The sequence below is a fragment of the Caulobacter sp. RHG1 genome (genome assembly GCF_013181195.1).
In the GTDB taxonomy this organism is placed as follows: Bacteria; Pseudomonadota; Alphaproteobacteria; order Caulobacterales; family Caulobacteraceae; genus Caulobacter.
In genome coordinates, this window is record NZ_SMZP01000010.1 from 243,599 (window position 1) to 261,118 (window position 17,520).

General features: G+C 69.0%; 19 protein-coding genes and 1 tRNA gene. 13 read left to right on the forward strand and 7 right to left on the reverse strand.

Annotated elements, in window-relative coordinates; genetic code table 11:
- The first annotated feature begins 86 nt into the window (after nucleotides 1-86).
- Nucleotides 87-485, forward strand: a complete 399-nt coding sequence (locus E1H18_RS24770) for a hypothetical protein (RefSeq protein ID WP_172274405.1) — start codon at nucleotides 87-89, stop codon at nucleotides 483-485.
- Here E1H18_RS24770 and tadA read toward each other — a convergent pair.
- On the reverse strand, nucleotides 478-963 hold the full coding sequence (gene tadA / locus E1H18_RS24775) for a tRNA adenosine(34) deaminase TadA (RefSeq protein WP_172274408.1): 486 nt from the start codon (nucleotides 961-963) through the stop codon (nucleotides 478-480). The genes E1H18_RS24770 and tadA overlap by 8 nt on opposite strands.
- Nucleotides 964-1,015: 52 nt before the next feature.
- On the opposite strand from tadA, the gene E1H18_RS24780 reads away from it, so the two are divergent.
- The gene (locus tag E1H18_RS24780; RefSeq protein WP_172274411.1) at nucleotides 1,016-2,299 is read left to right on the forward strand and encodes a pseudouridine synthase; all 1,284 of its coding nucleotides are present in this window, start codon (nucleotides 1,016-1,018) and stop codon (nucleotides 2,297-2,299) included.
- Here the strand turns inward: E1H18_RS24780 and E1H18_RS24785 are convergent.
- The gene (locus tag E1H18_RS24785; protein ID WP_241736186.1) at nucleotides 2,296-3,258 is read right to left on the reverse strand and encodes a CPBP family intramembrane glutamic endopeptidase; all 963 of its coding nucleotides are present in this window, start codon (nucleotides 3,256-3,258) and stop codon (nucleotides 2,296-2,298) included. The genes E1H18_RS24780 and E1H18_RS24785 overlap by 4 nt on opposite strands.
- A gap of 140 nt (nucleotides 3,259-3,398) precedes the next feature.
- On the opposite strand from E1H18_RS24785, the gene E1H18_RS24790 reads away from it, so the two are divergent.
- Together E1H18_RS24790 and rsmD are read left to right on the forward strand one after the other, a co-directional pair.
- Nucleotides 3,399-4,034, forward strand: coding sequence for a TMEM175 family protein (locus E1H18_RS24790; protein ID WP_172274417.1), 636 nt, complete (start codon nucleotides 3,399-3,401; stop codon nucleotides 4,032-4,034).
- A complete protein-coding gene (gene rsmD / locus E1H18_RS24795) occupies nucleotides 4,034-4,600 on the forward strand; it encodes a 16S rRNA (guanine(966)-N(2))-methyltransferase RsmD (RefSeq protein WP_172274420.1) in 567 nt (188 codons plus the stop codon). Before E1H18_RS24790 ends, rsmD begins: the two co-directional genes overlap by 1 nt.
- On the opposite strand, the gene E1H18_RS24800 is transcribed toward rsmD, so the two are convergent.
- Nucleotides 4,597-4,908, reverse strand: coding sequence for an EthD family reductase (locus E1H18_RS24800; protein WP_172274423.1), 312 nt, complete (start codon nucleotides 4,906-4,908; stop codon nucleotides 4,597-4,599). The two genes, rsmD and E1H18_RS24800, sit on opposite strands and share 4 nt — an antisense overlap.
- Before the next feature lie 169 nt (nucleotides 4,909-5,077).
- Between E1H18_RS24800 and E1H18_RS24805 the strand changes: the two genes are divergently transcribed.
- The gene (locus E1H18_RS24805; RefSeq protein WP_172274426.1) at nucleotides 5,078-6,151 is read left to right on the forward strand and encodes a nitronate monooxygenase family protein; all 1,074 of its coding nucleotides are present in this window, start codon (nucleotides 5,078-5,080) and stop codon (nucleotides 6,149-6,151) included.
- Here the strand turns inward: E1H18_RS24805 and E1H18_RS24810 are convergent.
- A complete protein-coding gene (locus E1H18_RS24810; RefSeq protein ID WP_172274429.1) occupies nucleotides 6,148-7,848 on the reverse strand; it encodes a hypothetical protein in 1,701 nt (566 codons plus the stop codon). The genes E1H18_RS24805 and E1H18_RS24810 overlap by 4 nt on opposite strands.
- 219 nt (nucleotides 7,849-8,067) lie before the next feature.
- Between E1H18_RS24810 and E1H18_RS24815 the strand changes: the two genes are divergently transcribed.
- The 5 genes from E1H18_RS24815 to E1H18_RS24835 all read left to right on the forward strand — a co-directional run bounded on the left by E1H18_RS24815 (nucleotide 8,068) and on the right by E1H18_RS24835 (nucleotide 11,559).
- Nucleotides 8,068-8,778 (forward strand): response regulator transcription factor, encoded by a 711-nt coding sequence (locus E1H18_RS24815; protein WP_172274432.1) that lies wholly within the window; start codon nucleotides 8,068-8,070, stop codon nucleotides 8,776-8,778.
- Complete coding sequence (locus tag E1H18_RS24820) at nucleotides 8,753-10,366, forward strand: ATP-binding protein (protein WP_172274435.1); 1,614 nt, start codon at nucleotides 8,753-8,755, stop codon at nucleotides 10,364-10,366. The genes E1H18_RS24815 and E1H18_RS24820 overlap by 26 nt, the downstream gene beginning before the upstream one ends.
- Before the next feature lie 5 nt (nucleotides 10,367-10,371).
- Nucleotides 10,372-10,803, forward strand: coding sequence for an HPr kinase/phosphorylase (locus tag E1H18_RS24825; RefSeq protein ID WP_172274496.1), 432 nt, complete (start codon nucleotides 10,372-10,374; stop codon nucleotides 10,801-10,803).
- A 75-nt stretch (nucleotides 10,804-10,878) separates the two neighbouring features.
- Nucleotides 10,879-11,286 (forward strand): PTS sugar transporter subunit IIA, encoded by a 408-nt coding sequence (locus tag E1H18_RS24830; protein WP_172274438.1) that lies wholly within the window; start codon nucleotides 10,879-10,881, stop codon nucleotides 11,284-11,286.
- Between the two features lie 3 nt (nucleotides 11,287-11,289).
- Nucleotides 11,290-11,559, forward strand: coding sequence for an HPr family phosphocarrier protein (locus tag E1H18_RS24835; RefSeq protein WP_172274441.1), 270 nt, complete (start codon nucleotides 11,290-11,292; stop codon nucleotides 11,557-11,559).
- A gap of 15 nt (nucleotides 11,560-11,574) precedes the next feature.
- Here the strand turns inward: E1H18_RS24835 and E1H18_RS24840 are convergent, their stop codons facing one another.
- Complete coding sequence (locus tag E1H18_RS24840; protein ID WP_172274444.1) at nucleotides 11,575-12,468, reverse strand: LysR family transcriptional regulator; 894 nt, start codon at nucleotides 12,466-12,468, stop codon at nucleotides 11,575-11,577.
- A gap of 128 nt (nucleotides 12,469-12,596) precedes the next feature.
- Here E1H18_RS24840 and E1H18_RS24845 point away from each other — a divergent pair, with 128 nt between their 5' ends.
- Both E1H18_RS24845 and E1H18_RS24850 read left to right on the forward strand, forming a co-directional pair.
- Nucleotides 12,597-12,944 (forward strand): antibiotic biosynthesis monooxygenase, encoded by a 348-nt coding sequence (locus E1H18_RS24845; RefSeq protein ID WP_172274447.1) that lies wholly within the window; start codon nucleotides 12,597-12,599, stop codon nucleotides 12,942-12,944.
- A gap of 2 nt (nucleotides 12,945-12,946) precedes the next feature.
- Nucleotides 12,947-14,122: an MFS transporter gene (locus E1H18_RS24850; RefSeq protein ID WP_172274450.1), complete on the forward strand. Its 1,176-nt coding sequence runs from the start codon at nucleotides 12,947-12,949 to the stop codon at nucleotides 14,120-14,122.
- Nucleotides 14,123-14,755: 633 nt separating this feature from the next.
- Here E1H18_RS24850 and bioB read toward each other — a convergent pair.
- Complete coding sequence (gene bioB / locus E1H18_RS24855) at nucleotides 14,756-15,781, reverse strand: biotin synthase BioB (protein ID WP_172274453.1); 1,026 nt, start codon at nucleotides 15,779-15,781, stop codon at nucleotides 14,756-14,758.
- Nucleotides 15,782-15,880: 99 nt separating this feature from the next.
- Here bioB and E1H18_RS24860 point away from each other — a divergent pair, with 99 nt between their 5' ends.
- A complete protein-coding gene (locus E1H18_RS24860) occupies nucleotides 15,881-17,362 on the forward strand; it encodes an inorganic triphosphatase (RefSeq protein WP_172274456.1) in 1,482 nt (493 codons plus the stop codon).
- 70 nt (nucleotides 17,363-17,432) lie between these two features.
- Here the strand turns inward: E1H18_RS24860 and E1H18_RS24865 are convergent.
- Nucleotides 17,433-17,509 (reverse strand) — tRNA-Met (locus E1H18_RS24865).
- Nucleotides 17,510-17,520 lie beyond the last annotated feature (11 nt).

Sequence of the window (17,520 nt, forward strand, 5' to 3'; positions counted from 1 at the left end):
TAAGCGGCGTCGAATCTCGATTAACGCCTCTGTGTGCGCTTGCAGATGTAAAGAGGACGTCAACCACGCTGCGGTAGCAAGAGGGCATGCAACGCCGCGCTCTCCTCCTGCCGCTCCTTCTTGTCGCCGCTCTGGGCGCGACGCCTGCGCTCGCCAGCGCGGAGAAGAAGGAGGACAAGGCGGTCACGTATTTCCAGCTGGACCCGATCAACGCCGTGGTCCTGCGCCGCGACGGTCGCCGGGGCGTGATGACCGTGGAGACGGGCCTGGAGGTCAAGGACGCCACGCTGATGAAGCGCGCCCAGGCCTCGACGCCGCGCCTGCGGGCCGCCTTCGCCCAGACGCTGATGGTCTATTGCGCGGGCTTGCGCGGCGGCGCGGCCCCAGACATCGACCACGTCTCGCGCGAGCTGCAGAAGGCCGCCGACCAGGTGCTGGGCAAGCCCGGCTCGAAGGTCCTGCTGGGCTCGGCCCTGATCAGCTAGGCTTCTTGCGCCGCGCTCGGAAGAACCCTCGCAGCAATTCGGCGCTCTCGTCGGCCAGCACGCCGCCGGTGACCTCCGGCCGCCAGTGGCAGGTGGGCTGGGCGAAGAACCGCGGGCCATGCACCACCGCCCCGCCCTTGGGATCCTCGGCCCCGAACACCACCCGGCCAATCCGCGCGTGGCTGATCGCGCCGGCGCACATGGCGCAGGGCTCCAACGTCACCACCAGGGTCAGGTCCGTCAGCCGATAGTTCTCCAGCTTGGCGGCGGCCAGGCGCATGACCGCGATCTCGGCGTGGGCGGTGGGGTCGTGGGCGGCGATCGGACCGTTGCCGGCCGCAGCGATAACCTCGCCGGTCCGGGGATCCAGGATCACCGCGCCAACCGGAGTCTCGCCGGCATCGGCGGCCGCCCGGGCGGCGTCCAGCGCCAAGCGCATCATCGCTTCGTCTTGATCGTCAGCCGGATCAGTGTGCATTAGCAGTTGAACGCCCATCGAGAGATGCGCCCAGCCCGAGAAGGACGCCGAAATGACCAAGCCACACGATCCCCTGTACGAGCCTGAACTCGAGGGTCAAGACGGCGAGCTGGACGGCGGTCCCGGCGAGCGGGTCGCCAAGGCCCTGGCTCGAGCCGGCGTGGCCTCGCGGCGCGAGGTCGAGCGACTGATCGAGGCCGGCCGCGTGGCGATCAACGGCAAGGTGCTGACCACCCCGGCGGTCAAGGTCGCGCCCGGCGACTTCCTCACCGTCGACGGCCAGCTGGTGGCAGAGCGTGAGCCGACCCGGATCTTCCGCTATCACAAGCCCACCGGGCTGATGACCACCCACAACGACCCCAAGGGCCGGCCGACCGTGTTCGGCTCGCTGCCCAAGGACCTGCCGCGCCTGATCTCGGTCGGCCGCCTGGACTTGAACTCCGAAGGCCTGCTGCTGCTGACCAACGACGGCGAGCTGTCGCGGGCGCTGGAGACCCCCAGCAACGCCTGGGTCCGCCGCTATCGCGCCCGCGCCTTCGGCGACACCACACAGGCCAAGCTGGACACGCTGAAGGACGGCATCACCGTCGAGGGCGTCAAGTACGGTTCGATCGAGGCCAAGATCGACAAGGCCCACGAGAAGGCCGGCGGCGGCAAGAACATCTGGATCACGGTCAGCCTGTCGGAAGGCAAGAACCGTGAAGTCCGCCGCGTGCTGGAAGCGCTGGGCCTGAAGGTCAACCGCCTGATCCGGATGTCCTACGGCCCGTTCGCGCTGGGCCCGCTGGAAGCCGGCCAGATCGAGGAGGTCGGCCCGCGTGTGATCCGTGAACTGATGGAAGGCATCGTCTCCGAAGAGAACATGCCGACCGGCGATCGCCCCAAGTTCGGCGGCATCGCCAATGCGACCCGCGCGCCCGGCACCGAAGGCGGCGGCGATCTGCAGCGCCGCGGCGCCCCCCGCGCCGACCGGACGGGCGTGATCGACGTCCCCGAAAAGTCCGAGAAGCCGGTCTACAAGGCCGGCTGGGCCAAGCCGAAGAAGAAGGTCTCGCCCCACGCGCCGGCCAAGGGCGCCAGCAAGGGCGCTACCCCGTCCAAGCCCAAGCGCGCGGCCAAGTCGATCGAGAGCAAGTTCATCGACATCGGAAAACCCGCCGCCCGCGGCAAGCCGGCCGCGCCCGCCAAGGGGGCTCGCCCAGGCGCGAAGCCGGCAGACGGCGCCGCACGCCGCATGGCGGAAAAACCCGGCAAGCCCAGCGGCGCTCGCCCCGGTCCGCGCCCGACCGGCGGCGCCGGTGGACGGGGTCCGGCTCCGCGCGGTCCGAAGCGCTAAGCGGCCGCAGCCTGCGCGCCGGTCCAGCGGCGCAGGGCCGGCCAGCGCAGCGACAGCTCGGCCACGCCGATGAAGCCGGCCAGCAGCACCAGCGCGCTGGCGATCAGGCCCGCCTTGAACTCGTGCGGGGCGTCGGGCTGGGCGGTCATCGGCCGGACCAGCAGGACGATGATGGCGTTGTTGGCCGCATGGGCGCCAATGCCCAGCTCGATGCCGCCCAGACGCAACGCCATCCAGGTCAGGCCCGCGCCCATCGCCATCCGCACCAGGAAGGCGTCGAGATTGGGGTCCAGATGGATAGCCGCGAACAGCAGGCCGTTCAGGCCCATCAGCGCCAGCGGATTGCGGATATAGGCGGCGGTCTGCTTCAGCAGCCAGCCTCGGAACAGCAGCTCCTCGGCCGCCGAGGCCAGGATCAGCAGACTGATCGCCAGGCTGGCATAGATCGCCTGTCCCGCCAGGTTGGGCGCGATGCGGCCGACCGGCGGCTCGATATCCTGGCCGCTCAGGGCCGAGCCGCCGACCACCGCGCTCATCACGATGGCCACCAGCACCAGGCCGCCGACCAGAAGCCGCCAGCGAAAGGGCTGGCCGCCATTGATGTAGCCCGACAGCTTGCGGTGATGGATCGCGCCGGCCGCGAACACGAAGCCGACCGCCGCGCCCAGGTTCACCCCGGCCAGCACGGTCAGCAGGAACAGCGATTGGCGGCCAGACGGCTCGGCGAGATTGGGGTCGGAAAAGATCGCGAACAGGTCGCCCGTCGTCGGCGCGCCGTCCAGGCCGCTGACCACGACGAGGGCCGTCACCAGCGCCACGGCGCCGCCCAGCGCCGCCCCGACCACCGCCGCCAGCAGGCCGGCCGGCAGGGCGACCGCCGTCCGCCACGGGTCGCGATCGAAGGGCGACAGATCGGCCAGGAAGCGCGAACGCTTCGCCGACTCCATGATCTCGCCCATGCGCATCGCCTGATCGCCGTCCGTTCGCCTGTGCCCTGTGGCGCGACTAAGAGGCCGCGGGCGCGGACTTGTAAAGCGCACGCTTGCCGCAGGGCGCGGAGGACGGCACACATCCCGTTACAGGTTGTGAGGGGACCATCATGAGCGACGCAAAGACGGGCGATTCCAGCCCAGGACACCTGCACCGGCTGGTGCTGTTTTCGGACGCCGTGTTCGCGATCGCGATCACCTTGCTGGCCATCGAGATCCATCCGCCGCACCACTGGCACGGCGCGTCGGACCTGTTCAACCAGATGGGCCGCAAGCTGCTGGCCTACGCCGTCAGCTTCGCGGTCGTCGGCGTGTGCTGGTTCAGCCATCGGCGCCTGTTCGCGCGCCTGGCCAAGGCCGACAGCGGCCTCGACCTCGTCAACTTCCTGCTGCTGGGCCTGATCGCCCTGTTGCCGCTGGGCACCGAACTGCTGTGGGAAGACGGCAATCAGGCCCTGCCGATCTATGTCGGTCTGGTGGCGCTGATCGGCGTCGCCATGGGCGTGGTCTGGGGCTATGCGGCGTTCGTCGGCAAGCTGACCGAACCGATGCCGGTCGCCGAGGCCTGGTTCATCTGGCTGCGCGTCACCCTGCTGCCGGGATTGATGTGCGGCTTGAGCCTCTACAGCCTGGTCCATCCCTGGGGCTGGTTCCTGATGATCGCCCTGCTGGTCGGCCTCGGCTGGATCAGCAAGCGCGTGACTGCCGCCCCACCTCCCAAGACAGCAACGCCGAAGGCGGCCTGATGCGAATCGTCTCGGGCCAGTATCGCGGCAAGGCCATCGCCACCCCGCCCGGCGGGGTGACCCGCCCTACATCGGACCGCGCACGGCAGGCGGTGTTCAACATCCTGGAGCACGCGGCCTGGGCGCCGGAACTGCACGGCGCGCGGGTCGTCGACCTGTTCGCCGGCTCGGGGGCCCTGGGCCTGGAGGCCCTGTCGCGCGGCGCGGCCTATTGCCTGTTCGTCGAGACCGATGACGCCGCCCGCGGCGCCATCCGCGAAAACATCGACGCCATGCACCTGTTCGGCGTCACCCGCGTGCACCGCCGCGACGCCACCGACCTTGGCCCCATCCCGGCCAGCGCCGGCGCGCCGTTCGACATCGCCTTCCTCGACCCGCCCTATGCCAAGGGTCTGGGCGAAAAGGCCGTGGCCGAGCTGAAAGCCGGCGGCTGGCTGAACTCCGGCGCGATCCTGATGTTCGAACGCGGCCGCGGCGAGACCGACCCGGCGCTGGACGGCTTCGAGCTGATCGACACCCGCGACTACGGCGCCGCGCGCGTGCTGTTCTACAAGGCTCTGGACTAAGCCTCGGCGCTGATCTGGGCCACCGGCTGGATGTCGGTGAAGTTGGCGACGTCGCCCATCACCTCGGCCGCGCGCGGACCGCCCAGCGACGCCTGCAGCGCCGCCGCGTCGCGGAAGGTCAGGTTGACCATCATCACATAGGGCGCCGGCGCACCGCCGCCGCCGGCCAACCCCTTCAGCACTTGGACGTTCAGCAAGCCGGTCGGCGCGAACGCTTCCTTGACCAGCGGGATATGGGTCCCGGTGTAATAGGCTTCGTCGAACTTGGCGCCGTCGGCGGCGGGATAGAGGACGGTGAACACGGCCATGGCGATCTCCCCTGGGTCTGGTTCAACGACCCTACCGGGCGCCGTCGGGGAAGAAGCAAGAGCCTTTGCGCCCCCTTCCTCGCCTTGCGGGTGAGGAGCCGCTCCTTCCCCCGAAACCTCACCGCCACCATTTGACGACTAGACGCTCATCAACCCGGAGACCCCGCCCATGCCCGCTCGCTTCGATGGCCGCCTGAACGAGTTGCTGGGAATCGCGCTGCCGATCGTCCAGGCGCCGATGGCGGGGGCGACGACGCCAGCGATGGCGATCGGCGCGGCCTTGGCTGGCGGTCTGGGCTCCCTGCCCTGTGCTCAGTACGCCCCCGACCAGGCGCGCGAGGCCGTGGCCGCGTTTCGCGCCGCTGCGCCCGGTCGGCCCGTAAACCTGAACTTCTTCAGCCACCAGACCCCGGCCGCCGATCCGGTTGCGGCCCTGGCCTGGCGCGCTCAGCTCGCCCCCTACTATGTCGAGGCGGGTCTCGATCCGGCGGAGACCCCGCCCAACGCCGGCCGCGCGCCGTTCGACGAGGCCTTCTGCGCCGTGGTCGAAGACCTGCGCCCCGAGGTCGTCAGCTTTCACTTCGGTCTGCCTGACGAAAAGCTGGTCGACCGCGTGCGCGCCGCCGGCGCCAAGATCCTGTCGTCAGCCACGACGGTCGCCGAGGCGTGCTGGCTGGAGGACCATGGCGTCGACGCGATCATCGCCATGGGCGCCGAGGCCGGCGGCCATCGCGCGACCTTCCTGCCGGGATATGGCGAACAGCTGGACAGCCGACTCGACATGGCCGCCCAGCCGGGGCTCTTCGCCCTGCTGCCTCAGATCGTCGACGCCGTGAATGTGCCGGTGATCGCCGCCGGCGGCGTCGCCGACCCCCGCGGCGTGTCCGCCGCCGTCGCGCTGGGCGCGTCCGGCGTCCAGGTCGGCACCGCCTATCTGTTCACGCCAGAAGCCCAGATCCCCGCCGCCCATCGCGCGGCGCTGCAGGACGCCCGCGACGACAACACCATGCTGACCGACCTGTTCACGGGCCGGCCGGCGCGCGGCGTCGCCAATCGTCTGATGCTGGAACGGGGACCGCTGGGACAAGCCATGCCGCCCTTCCCCACCGCCGGCGGCGCCCTGGTCCCGCTGCGGGAGGGCGGCGAAAACCGCGACTTCGTCAACGCCTGGTCCGGCCAGGCCGCACGCCTGGCGCCACGAGACCTGTCAGCTCACGACCTGACGCGGTGGCTGATGGCCTAGGCCGCCTGGCTGACCAGGGCCTTGAGCAGGTCCATGGTCTGGGGCGAGCCTTTCAGCTCCTCGCGGGCGCTGGGGTCGCGGGCCAGTTTCAGGGCCTCGACACGAGCCTTGTCCGCAACCGGTCCGGTCGGCCCGGCCTCGCCCATCGCCAGCTTGGCCAGCAACTGCAGGCGGTGCGGCAGCGGCGCCGGCGCGCGGACCAGCATGGTCAGCAGGCGCGTATCGGCCTCGACCAGAGCGCCGACATCGCCCAGCTTGCCGCAGAGCGGCTCGTAATCTTCGCGCACCAGGCCCGAGCGGGTCAGCTGGCGCTGCAGGCCAGCCAGGTTGCTCAGCTTGGCGACCGGCGATTCCGGACCCTGGCGGGTTTCCTTCTCGAAGCGCATGGCGCTGATATTGGCGTTCAGCCAGCGGGCGGCGTTGCGCTTGTTGACCGCGCCCATGACGTTTTCCGCCAGGCGGATCAAGATCTTGATCTCGTCATAGGCCGAACGGTCGCGGCCCAGCAGCGAGTCGATGAAGTCGCCGTTCAGCAGGGTCTTGGACCGGGTGGTGAAGGCGGCCTGGATGTCCTCGGCCTGCAGGATGCGGCCGGCGGCGGCCGTCAGGCTCATGGCCAGGGCGCGCAGGAACTCGATCTCGGCCTCGGCGTCGGTGGGCTTGAGGCGACGCACGCCGTTCAGCTCGGTCACCACACGCTCGGCGATCGCCTTGCGCACGCTGGGGAAGTCGTCGCCGCTCAGCCATTGCGACAGGCGGCGGGCGGTGCCCGACAGCTCGGGCATGCAGTTGCGGACGCTGGCCTCGATGCGGATCAGGGCCTCGACGGCCGAGCCGCCGGTCAGTCGGGTCATGGCCGCCAGGGTAACGCCCAGATCCTCGCCAGTGGTGTCCAGCAGGTCGGCCATGCCGGCGCGTGAACCGATGATCTCGGCCAGGGGCTGTTCGATGGCGGCCATGGCGGCGGCGCGGGCGCGCGGCTCGGTCGGGGCGGCGTCGGCCAGGTCCAGCAAGCGGGCGATTTTCTCGGACCAGTTCTTGCCGGGCGCGATCGAGGCGGCGACGCCGGCCCCCAGCAGGAAGGCGCGGTCGGGATCGGCGACCAGGCGCTCGGCGGCCTTCGCGAAGCCTTCCTTATCGAGGTCCGGCAGGGTCCCCTTCTTGAAGGCCTTGCTGAGATTGCCGATGGCGCGCTCGACCAGGCCCTGGAAGTGGCGGATGACCTCGTGCACGGTCTGGCCGCGCGCCTCGGCTTCCGGAATGGCGATCTTCTGCAGGGCGTGCTGCAGGTCGGTGCCGGAGGCTTCCAGCTTCTCGACCAGGTCGGGACGGTGCAGCAGCTCGAACGGGGTGGCCTTGTGACGGGCCAGCCAGCCCTCCAGCAGGCGGCCGATGCGGTCGCGGGCGTGGGCGGTGTAGAGGTCGGCGGGCTGCACGCACAGCGGATCGCGGTCCTCGACCTCCTTCTTGGGCTTGCCGCCGTCGACCATGCCTTTGGTGAAGATGGCGATCGACTTGTATTCGCCGGTCGACGGATCCAGGGTTTCCTTGCTGATCCGGACGGCGACGGCGCGCTTCTGCTCCAGCACGTCCTCGGCCGTCTGCAGGGCCTGAGCGCGGTTCTCGGTCGCGATCTCGAGCGTCCATTGCGCCCCGACTTTCCGGCGCACGAACAACTCGTAGTGGACTTGGCTCATGCGACGCGCGCTCCCGATCGTCCCGACTATGGGTTCTCATCCCTTAAGGTGAGGTTGAGGAAGCAGAGCTTGGGCCGATGAGCCGCAATCACGCCTTGCTGGGGCCGCAAAGGCCAAAGACAAGCGGAAGGGAAAGCTTTGCCGCGCCACGCGTTGAAGCTGTTGCCGCAGATCGATAGGATCGGCGGTCTACAAGAGGCGAAGGACAAGAAGGCATAGATGGCCGCCATCACGCTCATTGACGACGACGAGAACATCGTCGCCTCGGTCTCGCTGGCCCTGGAAAGCCACGGCCACGCGGTGAAGGCCTATTACGACGGGGTCGCCGGCCTCGAAGGCGTGGAAGCCAGCCCGCCGGACCTGGTGATCCTGGACGTGAAGATGCCGCGCATGGACGGCATGGAAGTGCTGCGCCGCCTGCGCCAGACGTCCGAGATCCCGGTGATCATGCTGACGTCCAAGGACGACGAGATCGACGAGATCCTCGGCTTCAACCTCGGCGCCGACGACTACATGCACAAGCCGTTCAGCCAGCGCCTGCTGCTGGAACGGGTCAAGGCCGTGCTGCGCCGCGCCCGTCCCGAGGACGAGCTGGGCGCCGCTGACCCCGCGGGAGCCGCGGGCTCCAAGGTCATGAAGCGCGGCAAGCTCACGCTCGACCCGGCCCGCCACGACAGCCTGTGGGACGGCCGTCCCGTCCGCCTGACCGTCACAGAATTCCTGCTGCTGCAGGCCCTCGCTCAACGCCCCGGCTTCGTGAAGAGCCGCGACAACCTGATGGACGCCGCCTACGACGATCAGGTCTATGTCGACGACCGCACGATCGACAGCCACATCAAGCGCATGCGCAAGAAGTTCCGTCAGGTCGATTCCGAGTTCGACTCCATCGAGACCCTGTACGGCGTTGGCTACCGTTACCGCGAAGCCTGAGCCCGCGCCCCAAAGCGCCCAGGGGCGCAGGCGACGCTTCACCTGGCCGCGCGGGTCGCGGCTGGGACGGCTGATCATCACGCTGAACGTGCTGGCGCTGCTGATCCTGGTGGTCGGGGCCCTGGTGCTGAACGAGCTGCGCAGCGGCCTCGTCAACGCACGCATCGACAGCCTGACGACCCAGGGCGAGCTGATCGCCAACGTCATCGACCAGTCGGCGACGGTGGGCGAGCCCGAGCCGACGCTGGACCCCTACACCGCCAGCGCCATCCTGCAGGTGCTGTTCATTCCGCGCTCGCAGCGCGCCCGGCTGTTCGACGCCCAGGGCAAGGTGTTGGCCGACTCGTTCGTGGTCGCCGACCGCGTCGACTGGAAGGTGCTGCCGCCGGCCCGCAAGCCCGGGCAGAAGGACGACGGCACCCAGAAGACTCCCCGCGAGCAGGCCCAGGCCGAACGCGCCCAGAAGGCCCTGGCCGACGAGATCGCCCGCGCCATGCAGGGACGTCCCGTCGCCGGCACCCGCATCGCCGAGGACGGCGAGAAGGTGGTCTCCGTCTCGATCCCGATCCAGCATGTCCGCGCTGTGCTAGGCGTGCTGACCCTTGAGGCCGGCGACGTCGACGAGATCATCTCGGCCGAGCGCAAGGCCCTGCTGCCGTTCATCATCGTGGCCATGATCGCCATCGTGCTGTCCAGCGTGCTGCTGCACCGCCTGGTCGCCGTGCCCGTGCTGCGTCTGGCCCGCGCCGCCGACCATGTCCGCCTGCAAGGGGCCCGCGCCATCTCCCTGCCCGACCTGGAGCGGCGCAGCGACGAGCTGGGCGACCTGTCGCGGTCCCTGGCCGACATGACCCATTCGCTGTCCGAGCGCATGGACGCCATCGAGCGCTTCGCCGCCGATGTCGCCCACGAGATCAAGAACCCCCTGACCTCGATCCGCTCGGCCATCGAGACCCTGGACCTGGTCACCGACCCGGCCGCCCGCGCCCGGCTGCTGGCTATCCTGCAGAACGACGTCAACCGCCTGGACCGCCTGGTCACCGACATCTCCAACGCCTCGCGCCTGGACGCAGAGCTGTCGCGCGAGCATCCCAAGATCCTGGATCTGCAGCGCCTGCTCACCGAGATCGTCAGCCTGTACGAGGCCCAGCTGCGTCCTGGCGAAGCCCCCGGCAGCGTCCGCGTCGCGATCGACATCGCCGACCCGGCCCACGCCCACACCATCCTGGCCCGCGAGACCCCGATCGGCCAGGTGTTCCGCAACCTGGTGGACAACGCCCGCTCATTCAGCCCCGCCGACGGCGAGGTCCGCATCCGACTGACCCGCCAGCGCGACCGCCTGATCACCGTGGTCGAGGATGACGGCCCAGGCATGCCGCCCGACAATCTCGAGACGATCTTCGAGCGCTTCTACACCTCGCGCCCCAAGGGCCGCGCGTTCGGCAGCAATTCGGGCCTGGGCCTGTCGATCGCCCGCCAGATCGTCGAAGCCCATGGCGGGGTCATCCACGCCGAAAACCGCCAGGACGCCGCCGGCGCGGTCATCGGCGCCCGCTTCGTTGTCGACCTGCCGGACGCGCGGGCGTGAGCGAGATCCGGCACGGCGGTCTGATCGCCCGCCGCCTGAACGGCGTCTGGCGCGGCGCCCTGATCGAAGGCCCATCGGGGATCGGCAAGAGCGACCTGGCCCTGCGCGCCCTGGACGCTGGCTTTCGCCTGGTCGCCGACGACCGCGTCCTGACCTTCCCGTCCAGCGGCAAGCTCTATGGCAAGCCGCACGAGACCCTGGCCGGCCTGATGGAGATTCGCGGCCTGGGCGTCGTTCGCCAGACCGCCCTGCCGCTGTGCGAAATCGCCCTGGTCATTCGCTGCGTCGAGACGCCAGAAGCCGTTGAGCGGCTGCCTGACCCGCGTTTCACCGTGATAACGGGCGTTTCCGTTCCCGTTTTCGACCTGTGGCCGCGAGAACCCGCCGCCCCCTTGAAAATCGGCGCCATGATGCAGTCTCTTGGAGTCGCACCCTAACGAGCGTATCAAGACCGCCCGCGCGGCGCTCTCCCGGCCGTTGTGGGATAGGGGATCCCGTTTGAGACATCAGGCATGATCGGGCTCGTGATCGTGACGCACGGGCGTTTGGCGGAAGAATTCGTCTCCGCCATGGAGCATGTAGTCGGGCCGCAGAGCGCCGTTAAGGCGATCTGCATCGGGCCGGAAGACGACATGGAACGCCGCCGTTCCGACATCTTGAAGGCTTGCGCCGCGGTCGACGAAGACCAGGACGGCGTCATCCTGCTGACCGACATGTTCGGCGGCACGCCCAGCAACCTGGCCATCTCGGTCATGGAGCAGACCAAGGCCGAGGTCATCGCCGGCCTGAACCTGCCCATGCTGATCAAGCTGGCCAGCGTGCGACAGCGCGAGCCGCTGCAAGCCTGCGTCGCTCACGCCCAAGAGGCTGGACGCAAGTACATCTCCGTGGCCTCTTATGTGCTCGCGGGGGAAAAGTAGGGCATGGCTTCAAGAACGGTCGAGATCGTCAACGAGCGCGGACTGCACGCGCGGGCCTCGGCCAAGTTCGTGAAGATGGCGTCGGGTTTCGACGCCGAGGTCACCGTCAGCCGTGAAGGCTCGTCCGTCGACGCCCGCTCGATCATGGGCCTGATGATGCTGGCCGCCGGAATCGGCTCGACCATCGACATCGCCGCCGAGGGCCCTGAGGCCCAGGACGCCGTCGAGGCGCTGTGCGAGCTGGTGGCGAATCGGTTCGACGAAGAGCGTTAAGGCCGCGCTCTCGCGCTAGCCTCCGGAAACGACCAGTTCCGCCGCCAGGAAGTCCACGAACGCGCGGACCTTGGGCGCCAGTTGGCGATTGGTGGGCCAGACCACCCGGAAGGTCCCCATGCTTCTGAGGAAGGGCTCCAGCACGGGGACCAGGGCGCCGGTCTTGAGCTGTGACCGCACCGAGAACAACGGCACGCACGTCACCCCCTGACCCTGCTCGGCCAGATAGATCAGCGGCTCCAGCGTGCTGGCGGTGACGGCGGCGGGCAGGTCATGACCGACGAAGACGGCGTCGCGATACAGCGGCCACCGCTCCAGCTTGCCGGTCGAGGGATAGCGGTGCTGCAGGCAGGCATGCCCCTGGAGATCCTCAGGCGTCTGCGGCCAGCCCATCCGATCGAAATAGTCGCGCGTTCCCACGACCCGGTGCTCGAACGCGCCCAGGACGCGGGTCATCAGCCGCGAATCGGAGACGTCGCCCGTGCGGACTACGGCGTCGAAGCCCTCCTCGATCACGTCCACGACGCGATCGGTGAAATCCAGGTCCAGCTCGACATCCGGATAGGCGCGCATGAACGCCGACAGGGTCGGCATCAGCAGCATGCCCACCAGCGGAAAGCTCACGCGCAGCAGGCCGCGCGGCGCGGCGTGCGAGGCCGAGAGCTCGCCGGTCAGGGCCTCGACCTCGGCCAGGATGCGGCGCGCCCGATCCAGCAGCAGGCCGCCCTCGGCGGTCAGGGCGATGCTGCGCGTGCTGCGATGAAACAGCCGCGCGCCCAGCTGCGCTTCCAGGCGCGCGATGGCCTTGCCCACGGCCGAAGGCGAAATGCCCAGCCGGCTAGCGGCGAGCGCAAAGCTGCGGGTCTCGGTGACCTGCACGAAGACACTGAGCGCGCCCAGGCTTTCCATCCGGCTTGATCCATTGCGGACAGAAATGTCCCGACTGAGCGGATGTGTAGCGTGTTTTTCGTCAGCAAGCGCCGGGCCATGTGTCTGCCCGCGGCCAGTTCCGGCCGCGTCCCTATCGGATCGCCACGATGACTACCCAACCCGTCGCCGCCTTCTCGGCCGGCCCCGCCCCCACCGTCTTCATCGTCAATGTCATCCACGCCCATCCGGGCCGTCAGGACGAGGCCTTCGACATCATCCAGGATGTCGTGCGCCTGGCGTCGGGCAAGCCGGGGTTCTTGTGGAGCAACCTGGCCAAGAGCACCGATGGCCAGACTGTCGTGAACATCGAGGCGATCGCCGCCCCGGACAATGTCGGCGAATTTTTCTCCGACCCGGTCTTCGTCGAGAAATTCCGCCGCCTGGACGAGGTCTCGACCAGTGAGTTCCACACCTATCGCGTCACCGACCTGATCCTGCCGTCGGCGGCCCGCTGATCATGGCCCCGGCGACGCCATCGCATCCGCAAGATCGCCTGCCGCTGGCCGGCCTCTCGGCCCTGGCCATCGCCGGGTTCCTGACCATCCTGACCGAGGCGCTCCCGGCCGGACTTCTGCCCAGGATGAGCGCCGACCTTCAGGTGTCCGAGCCGATGATCGGGCAGTTGGTGACGGTCTATGCGTTGGGCTCGCTGCTGGCGGCCATCCCGCTCACGGCGGCGACGCGCGGCTGGCGACGGCGGCCCCTCTTGATGCTGGCCGTGGGCGGGTTCCTGGTCGTCAACGCGATTACGGCCCTCTCGCACAGCTATGCCCTGACCCTGGTCGCGCGCTTCTTCGCAGGGGTGTTCGCCGGCCTGGTCTGGGCGCTGCTGGCCGGCTACGCCAGCCGCATGGTCGTCGAGCCGCTTCGCGGGCGCGCCATCGCCGTGGCCATGGTCGGCACGCCCCTGGCCCTGTCGATCGGCATTCCCGCCGGGACGCTGCTGGGCGGCGTGATCGGCTGGCGCGCGGTGTTCCTGATCCTGAGCGGCCTGAGCCTGTTGCTGGTTGGCTGGATCGGTTGGAAGGTTCCCGACTTTCCCGGCGAGAGGCGGACAGCGCGCAGATCCCTGCCAGAGGTTCTCGCCCTGCCGGGCCTCAAGGTCGTGCTGGCGACGACGCTGGGCTTCGTCCTGGCCCACAATGCGCTCTACACCTACATCGCGCCCTTCCTGGAACGAGCCGGCCTGGGCGCCCGCACCGATGCCGTACTGCTGGTGTTTGGCGTGGCAGCGCTGGTGGGGATCGGCTGGGTCGGGGCCCATATCGATCGGAGGCTCCGAACCCTGACCCTGGCCAGCATCGCCCTGTTTGCGATCGCCGCCCTGGTCCTGGGCCTGTTCGGCGAAAGGCCCGGCCTCGTCATCGCCGCCGTCATCGCCTGGGGCGTGGCGTTCGGCGGCGCGGCCACGCTCTTCCAGACGGCCTCGGCGCGGGTCGCGGGTGAAGCCGCCGATGTCGCCCAGTCCATGGTCGTCACGATCTGGAACCTGGCGATCGCCGGCGGCGGGATCGCCGGAGGGCTGGTCTTGCGCGACCTGGGTCCGGGAGCCCTGCCCTGGAGCCTTCTGGCGCTCCTGATCGCCACGGGCGCAGTGGTTCTGGCCAAGGCGCGCGAGGGTTTCCGAAACTGAAGGCCGTAGGGGTCGTCCGGATCGAAAGAACGGGCGGCCCGGCGCCCGAACACTCGGTATTCGTGGTGTCGGAGCAAACGAATTCAAACGCTTGTCGATTTTACGCGTCGCTGAATGATCCGCGTTCACCGCCGCCCCATAATCACCTGGTCCCCGTCGCAAGGGGAGGGCGCTTGGATCCGGCCCAAAGCGGCGACGGTGGATAGGTTGAGCGGGGCCGCTGACGGCTCCCGGCGACGTCGTCAGGTCGAGCGGCTTACTCTTTAGGAGCGCGCATGGGTGACGGGATCGCTCGGGATCAAAGCCGACAGCGGAGCGACAGGGCGGTGAACGTTCAAAGCCGCCTATCGTGGAGCGTCGGGGTCGAGACGGATGTAGCCGATCGACTTGCTCTGCGCCCGTCCGGGGGCTCTTGGGGTCCCGGGCCGATAAGGCCCACGCCCCCCTTCCTCACGGACAAGAACAGCCTGGCGGAGCGGTAAGCGAGCCGAAACACACAAATCCATACGGTCTCCGGGTTCGCCCGGCCGCTCCGTCGCCTCCCCAGCAAACTTCAGCGGTCATGCCGCGTGAAGCCGAAACGCCGTGCCCAGATCCAAGCCCCCGCGCCGCAAGGAGGCCAGGCCTTAGGACCTATTCAGCCGCGATCATGTCTTCCGCTTTGGCTTCCACCTGCACCTTGCCGCCCATCGGCTTCAGGTCCAGGTCCTGGAACAGCTTGCTGTCCTCGTCCATGTCCGGCAGCGGCGTGGTCAGCAGCTTGCCGCCGACGAAGATCGAGTTGGCGCCGGCCAGGAAGCACAGGGCCTGCAGGTCGCGGCTCATGCCCTCGCGGCCAGCCGACAGGCGGACCATCGATTTCGGGCAGACGATGCGGGCCACGGCGATGGTGCGGACGAACTCGATCGAGTCGATCGCCTTGCCTTCGGAGAGCACCTTGTCGCCCAGCGGCGTGCCGCTGACGGGGACGAGGCCGTTGATCGGCAGGCTGTCGGGGTGCGACGGCAGGGTGGCCAGCTGCCACAGCAGGCCGGCGCGGTCGCGGCGCGTCTCGCCCATGCCGACGATGCCGCCGCAGCAGGTGCTCATGCCCGCGTCGCGGACATAGGCCAGGGTGTCGAGGCGCTCCTGATAGGTGCGGGTCGTCACCACCTGACCATAGTACTCCGGGCCGGTGTCGAGGTTGTGATTGTAGTAGTCCAGGCCGGCGTCCTTCAGCTGCTGGGCCTGTTCGGCGGTCAGCATGCCCAGGGTGGCGCAGGTCTCCAGGCCCAGGGCCTTCACGCCGCCGATCATGGTCGCCAGCTTGGGCAGGTCGCGGTCCTTCAGCTCGCGCCAGGCCGCGCCCATGCAGAAGCGCTGGGCGCCGCCGTCGCGAGCGGCCTTGGCCTTGGCGATGACGACGTCGGCGTCCATCAGCTTCTCGGCCTTGAGGCCGGTCTTGAAGTGGGCGCTCTGGCTGCAGTAGCCGCAGTTCTCGGCGCAGCCGCCCGTCTTGACCGACAGCAGCTGCGACAGCTGGACTTCGGAGGGATCGAAATGGGCGCGGTGGACGTTCGCCGCCTGATAGACCAGCTCCATGAAGGGCAGGTCGAACAGGGCCTCCACCTGCGTCAAGGTCCAGTCGTAGCGGGGCTCAGCGGCGTTGATCTTGCTCATGGCGGCGGTTCTAGGACTGGCGCATCACGCTTGGCAAGACATCAACGAGGCGGCACAACGCTGACCCAACGACAGCGTATCGCAGGATTTGGCCAGGTCATGGATCGCGAGATCGAGCTGAAATTCCTGATTCCGCCTGAAGCGGCGGCCTTGGTGCTGGCCCAGCTCCACGGCGAAGGGGTCGCCCGCCAGCTTGACGCCACCTATTTCGACACCCCCGACCACGCTCTGCGCAAGGCCGGCTTCGGCCTGCGGGTGCGCGACGGCGAGGGCGGTCGCAAACAGACCCTGAAATCGGCCTCGGCCGGCGGCGTCTTCGCTCGGGGCGAATGGGAGACGACGGTGGTCGGCCCTGGTCCCGATCGCGACGCCCTGGCGCGGACTCCCGCCGCGGCGGTGCTGGACGGCCAGGACCTGGCGCCGGTCTTCACCACCCGGGTCGAGCGCATCATTCGCCTGGTCCAGGTGGGCGAGGCGACGATCGAGGCCGCCCTCGACCGCGGCGAGCTGCTGGCCGACGGCCGTCGGGCCGCGGTCTGCGAGCTGGAACTGGAATTGAAGGGCGGCCAACCGGCGGCCCTGTTCGACCTGGCCCGCCAGTTGGCCCGCCGCTCGCCCCTGCGCCTGTCGCTGGTCAGCAAGGCCGAGCGCGGCTATGGCCTCGCCGTCGGCGATGAGGGCGGGGCGCCGCATCGGCAGGCCGCGCCGCTCAGCGCCAAGGCCACCGTTGGCGAGGCGCTTCAAGCCCTGGGCCAGGCAGGACTGATCCATCTGTGCGCTGCCCTGGAGGCCGTGCGTGAGCGGCCCGAGCCGGAGGGCGTCCACCAGGCCCGGGTCGCCGTGCGCCGGCTGCGCTCGTTGCTGAAGACCTTCAAAGCCCTGGCCAGCGACACTGCGGCGAAGACTTTGGACGAGGAACTGCACTGGCTGGCCGGCGAGTTCGACGCGGCGCGCGATCTCGACGTCTTCGAGGGCGAGGTCTGGAGCCAGGCTGGCAAAGGCGCAGCCTTCGCCGGCCGCGACGACTTCGAGCGCGCGCTGCAGGCGGCCCGCGCCAACGCCTATCTGCGCATGGAAGCGGCGCTGGAGAGCCCCCGCGCTCGCAGCGTGCTGTTGGAAGCCGCCGCCTGGCTGGAAGCCGGCGCCTGGACCATCGATCCGGCCCTGGCCAAGCTGCGCGATGGTCGCGCTGACGCCTTCGCCGCCGAAGAACTGAGCCATCGGCGCAAGCAGGTGAAGACCCGCGCCAAGGCCTTCGACGACCTCGACGCCCACGGCCGTCATCGCCTGCGCCTCAAGGGCAAGACCCTGCGCTACGCTGTCGAGGATCTCAGCCCGCTGTTTCCGGAGCACCCGAAACGGGTCGAGCACTTCATCGCCGCCGTGAAGGCCGTGCAGGATGTGTTGGGAACGCTGAACGACCGTCACGTCCGAGAACAATTGATCCAGACGGTAGCCCATGGCGATGCCCGGATGGCCCAGGACGTCGCCCGGGTGGCGCTGGACGATCGCGACGACGCCCTGCTCACCGACGCCCGCCAGGCGCTGGACGACCTGCTGGAGGCCAAGGCGTTCTGGTGAGGACGAAGTCCTAAACGGGTATGCTGAAACGGCAAAAGCCACCCGAGGGTGGCTTTTGTACGTAGACCCTTGGGTGCGGGGACAGGATTTGAACCTGTGACCTTCAGGTTATGAGCCTGACGAGCTACCGGGCTGCTCCACCCCGCGTCAGGGTGTTT

Coding starts and splice junctions, on each gene's coding strand:
- E1H18_RS24770 (WP_172274405.1), top strand. CDS start 87: ATGCAACGCCGCGCTCTCCTCCTGCCGCTCCTTCTTGTCGCCGCTCTG.
- tadA (WP_172274408.1), bottom strand. CDS start 963: ATGCACACTGATCCGGCTGACGATCAAGACGAAGCGATGATGCGCTTG.
- E1H18_RS24780 (WP_172274411.1), top strand. CDS start 1,016: ATGACCAAGCCACACGATCCCCTGTACGAGCCTGAACTCGAGGGTCAA.
- E1H18_RS24785 (WP_241736186.1), bottom strand. CDS start 3,258: ATGGGCGAGATCATGGAGTCGGCGAAGCGTTCGCGCTTCCTGGCCGAT.
- E1H18_RS24790 (WP_172274417.1), top strand. CDS start 3,399: ATGAGCGACGCAAAGACGGGCGATTCCAGCCCAGGACACCTGCACCGG.
- rsmD (WP_172274420.1), top strand. CDS start 4,034: ATGCGAATCGTCTCGGGCCAGTATCGCGGCAAGGCCATCGCCACCCCG.
- E1H18_RS24800 (WP_172274423.1), bottom strand. CDS start 4,908: ATGGCCGTGTTCACCGTCCTCTATCCCGCCGCCGACGGCGCCAAGTTC.
- E1H18_RS24805 (WP_172274426.1), top strand. CDS start 5,078: ATGCCCGCTCGCTTCGATGGCCGCCTGAACGAGTTGCTGGGAATCGCG.
- E1H18_RS24810 (WP_172274429.1), bottom strand. CDS start 7,848: ATGAGCCAAGTCCACTACGAGTTGTTCGTGCGCCGGAAAGTCGGGGCG.
- E1H18_RS24815 (WP_172274432.1), top strand. CDS start 8,068: ATGGCCGCCATCACGCTCATTGACGACGACGAGAACATCGTCGCCTCG.
- E1H18_RS24830 (WP_172274438.1), top strand. CDS start 10,879: ATGATCGGGCTCGTGATCGTGACGCACGGGCGTTTGGCGGAAGAATTC.
- E1H18_RS24835 (WP_172274441.1), top strand. CDS start 11,290: ATGGCTTCAAGAACGGTCGAGATCGTCAACGAGCGCGGACTGCACGCG.
- E1H18_RS24840 (WP_172274444.1), bottom strand. CDS start 12,468: ATGGAAAGCCTGGGCGCGCTCAGTGTCTTCGTGCAGGTCACCGAGACC.
- E1H18_RS24845 (WP_172274447.1), top strand. CDS start 12,597: ATGACTACCCAACCCGTCGCCGCCTTCTCGGCCGGCCCCGCCCCCACC.
- E1H18_RS24850 (WP_172274450.1), top strand. CDS start 12,947: ATGGCCCCGGCGACGCCATCGCATCCGCAAGATCGCCTGCCGCTGGCC.
- bioB (WP_172274453.1), bottom strand. CDS start 15,781: ATGAGCAAGATCAACGCCGCTGAGCCCCGCTACGACTGGACCTTGACG.
- E1H18_RS24860 (WP_172274456.1), top strand. CDS start 15,881: ATGGATCGCGAGATCGAGCTGAAATTCCTGATTCCGCCTGAAGCGGCG.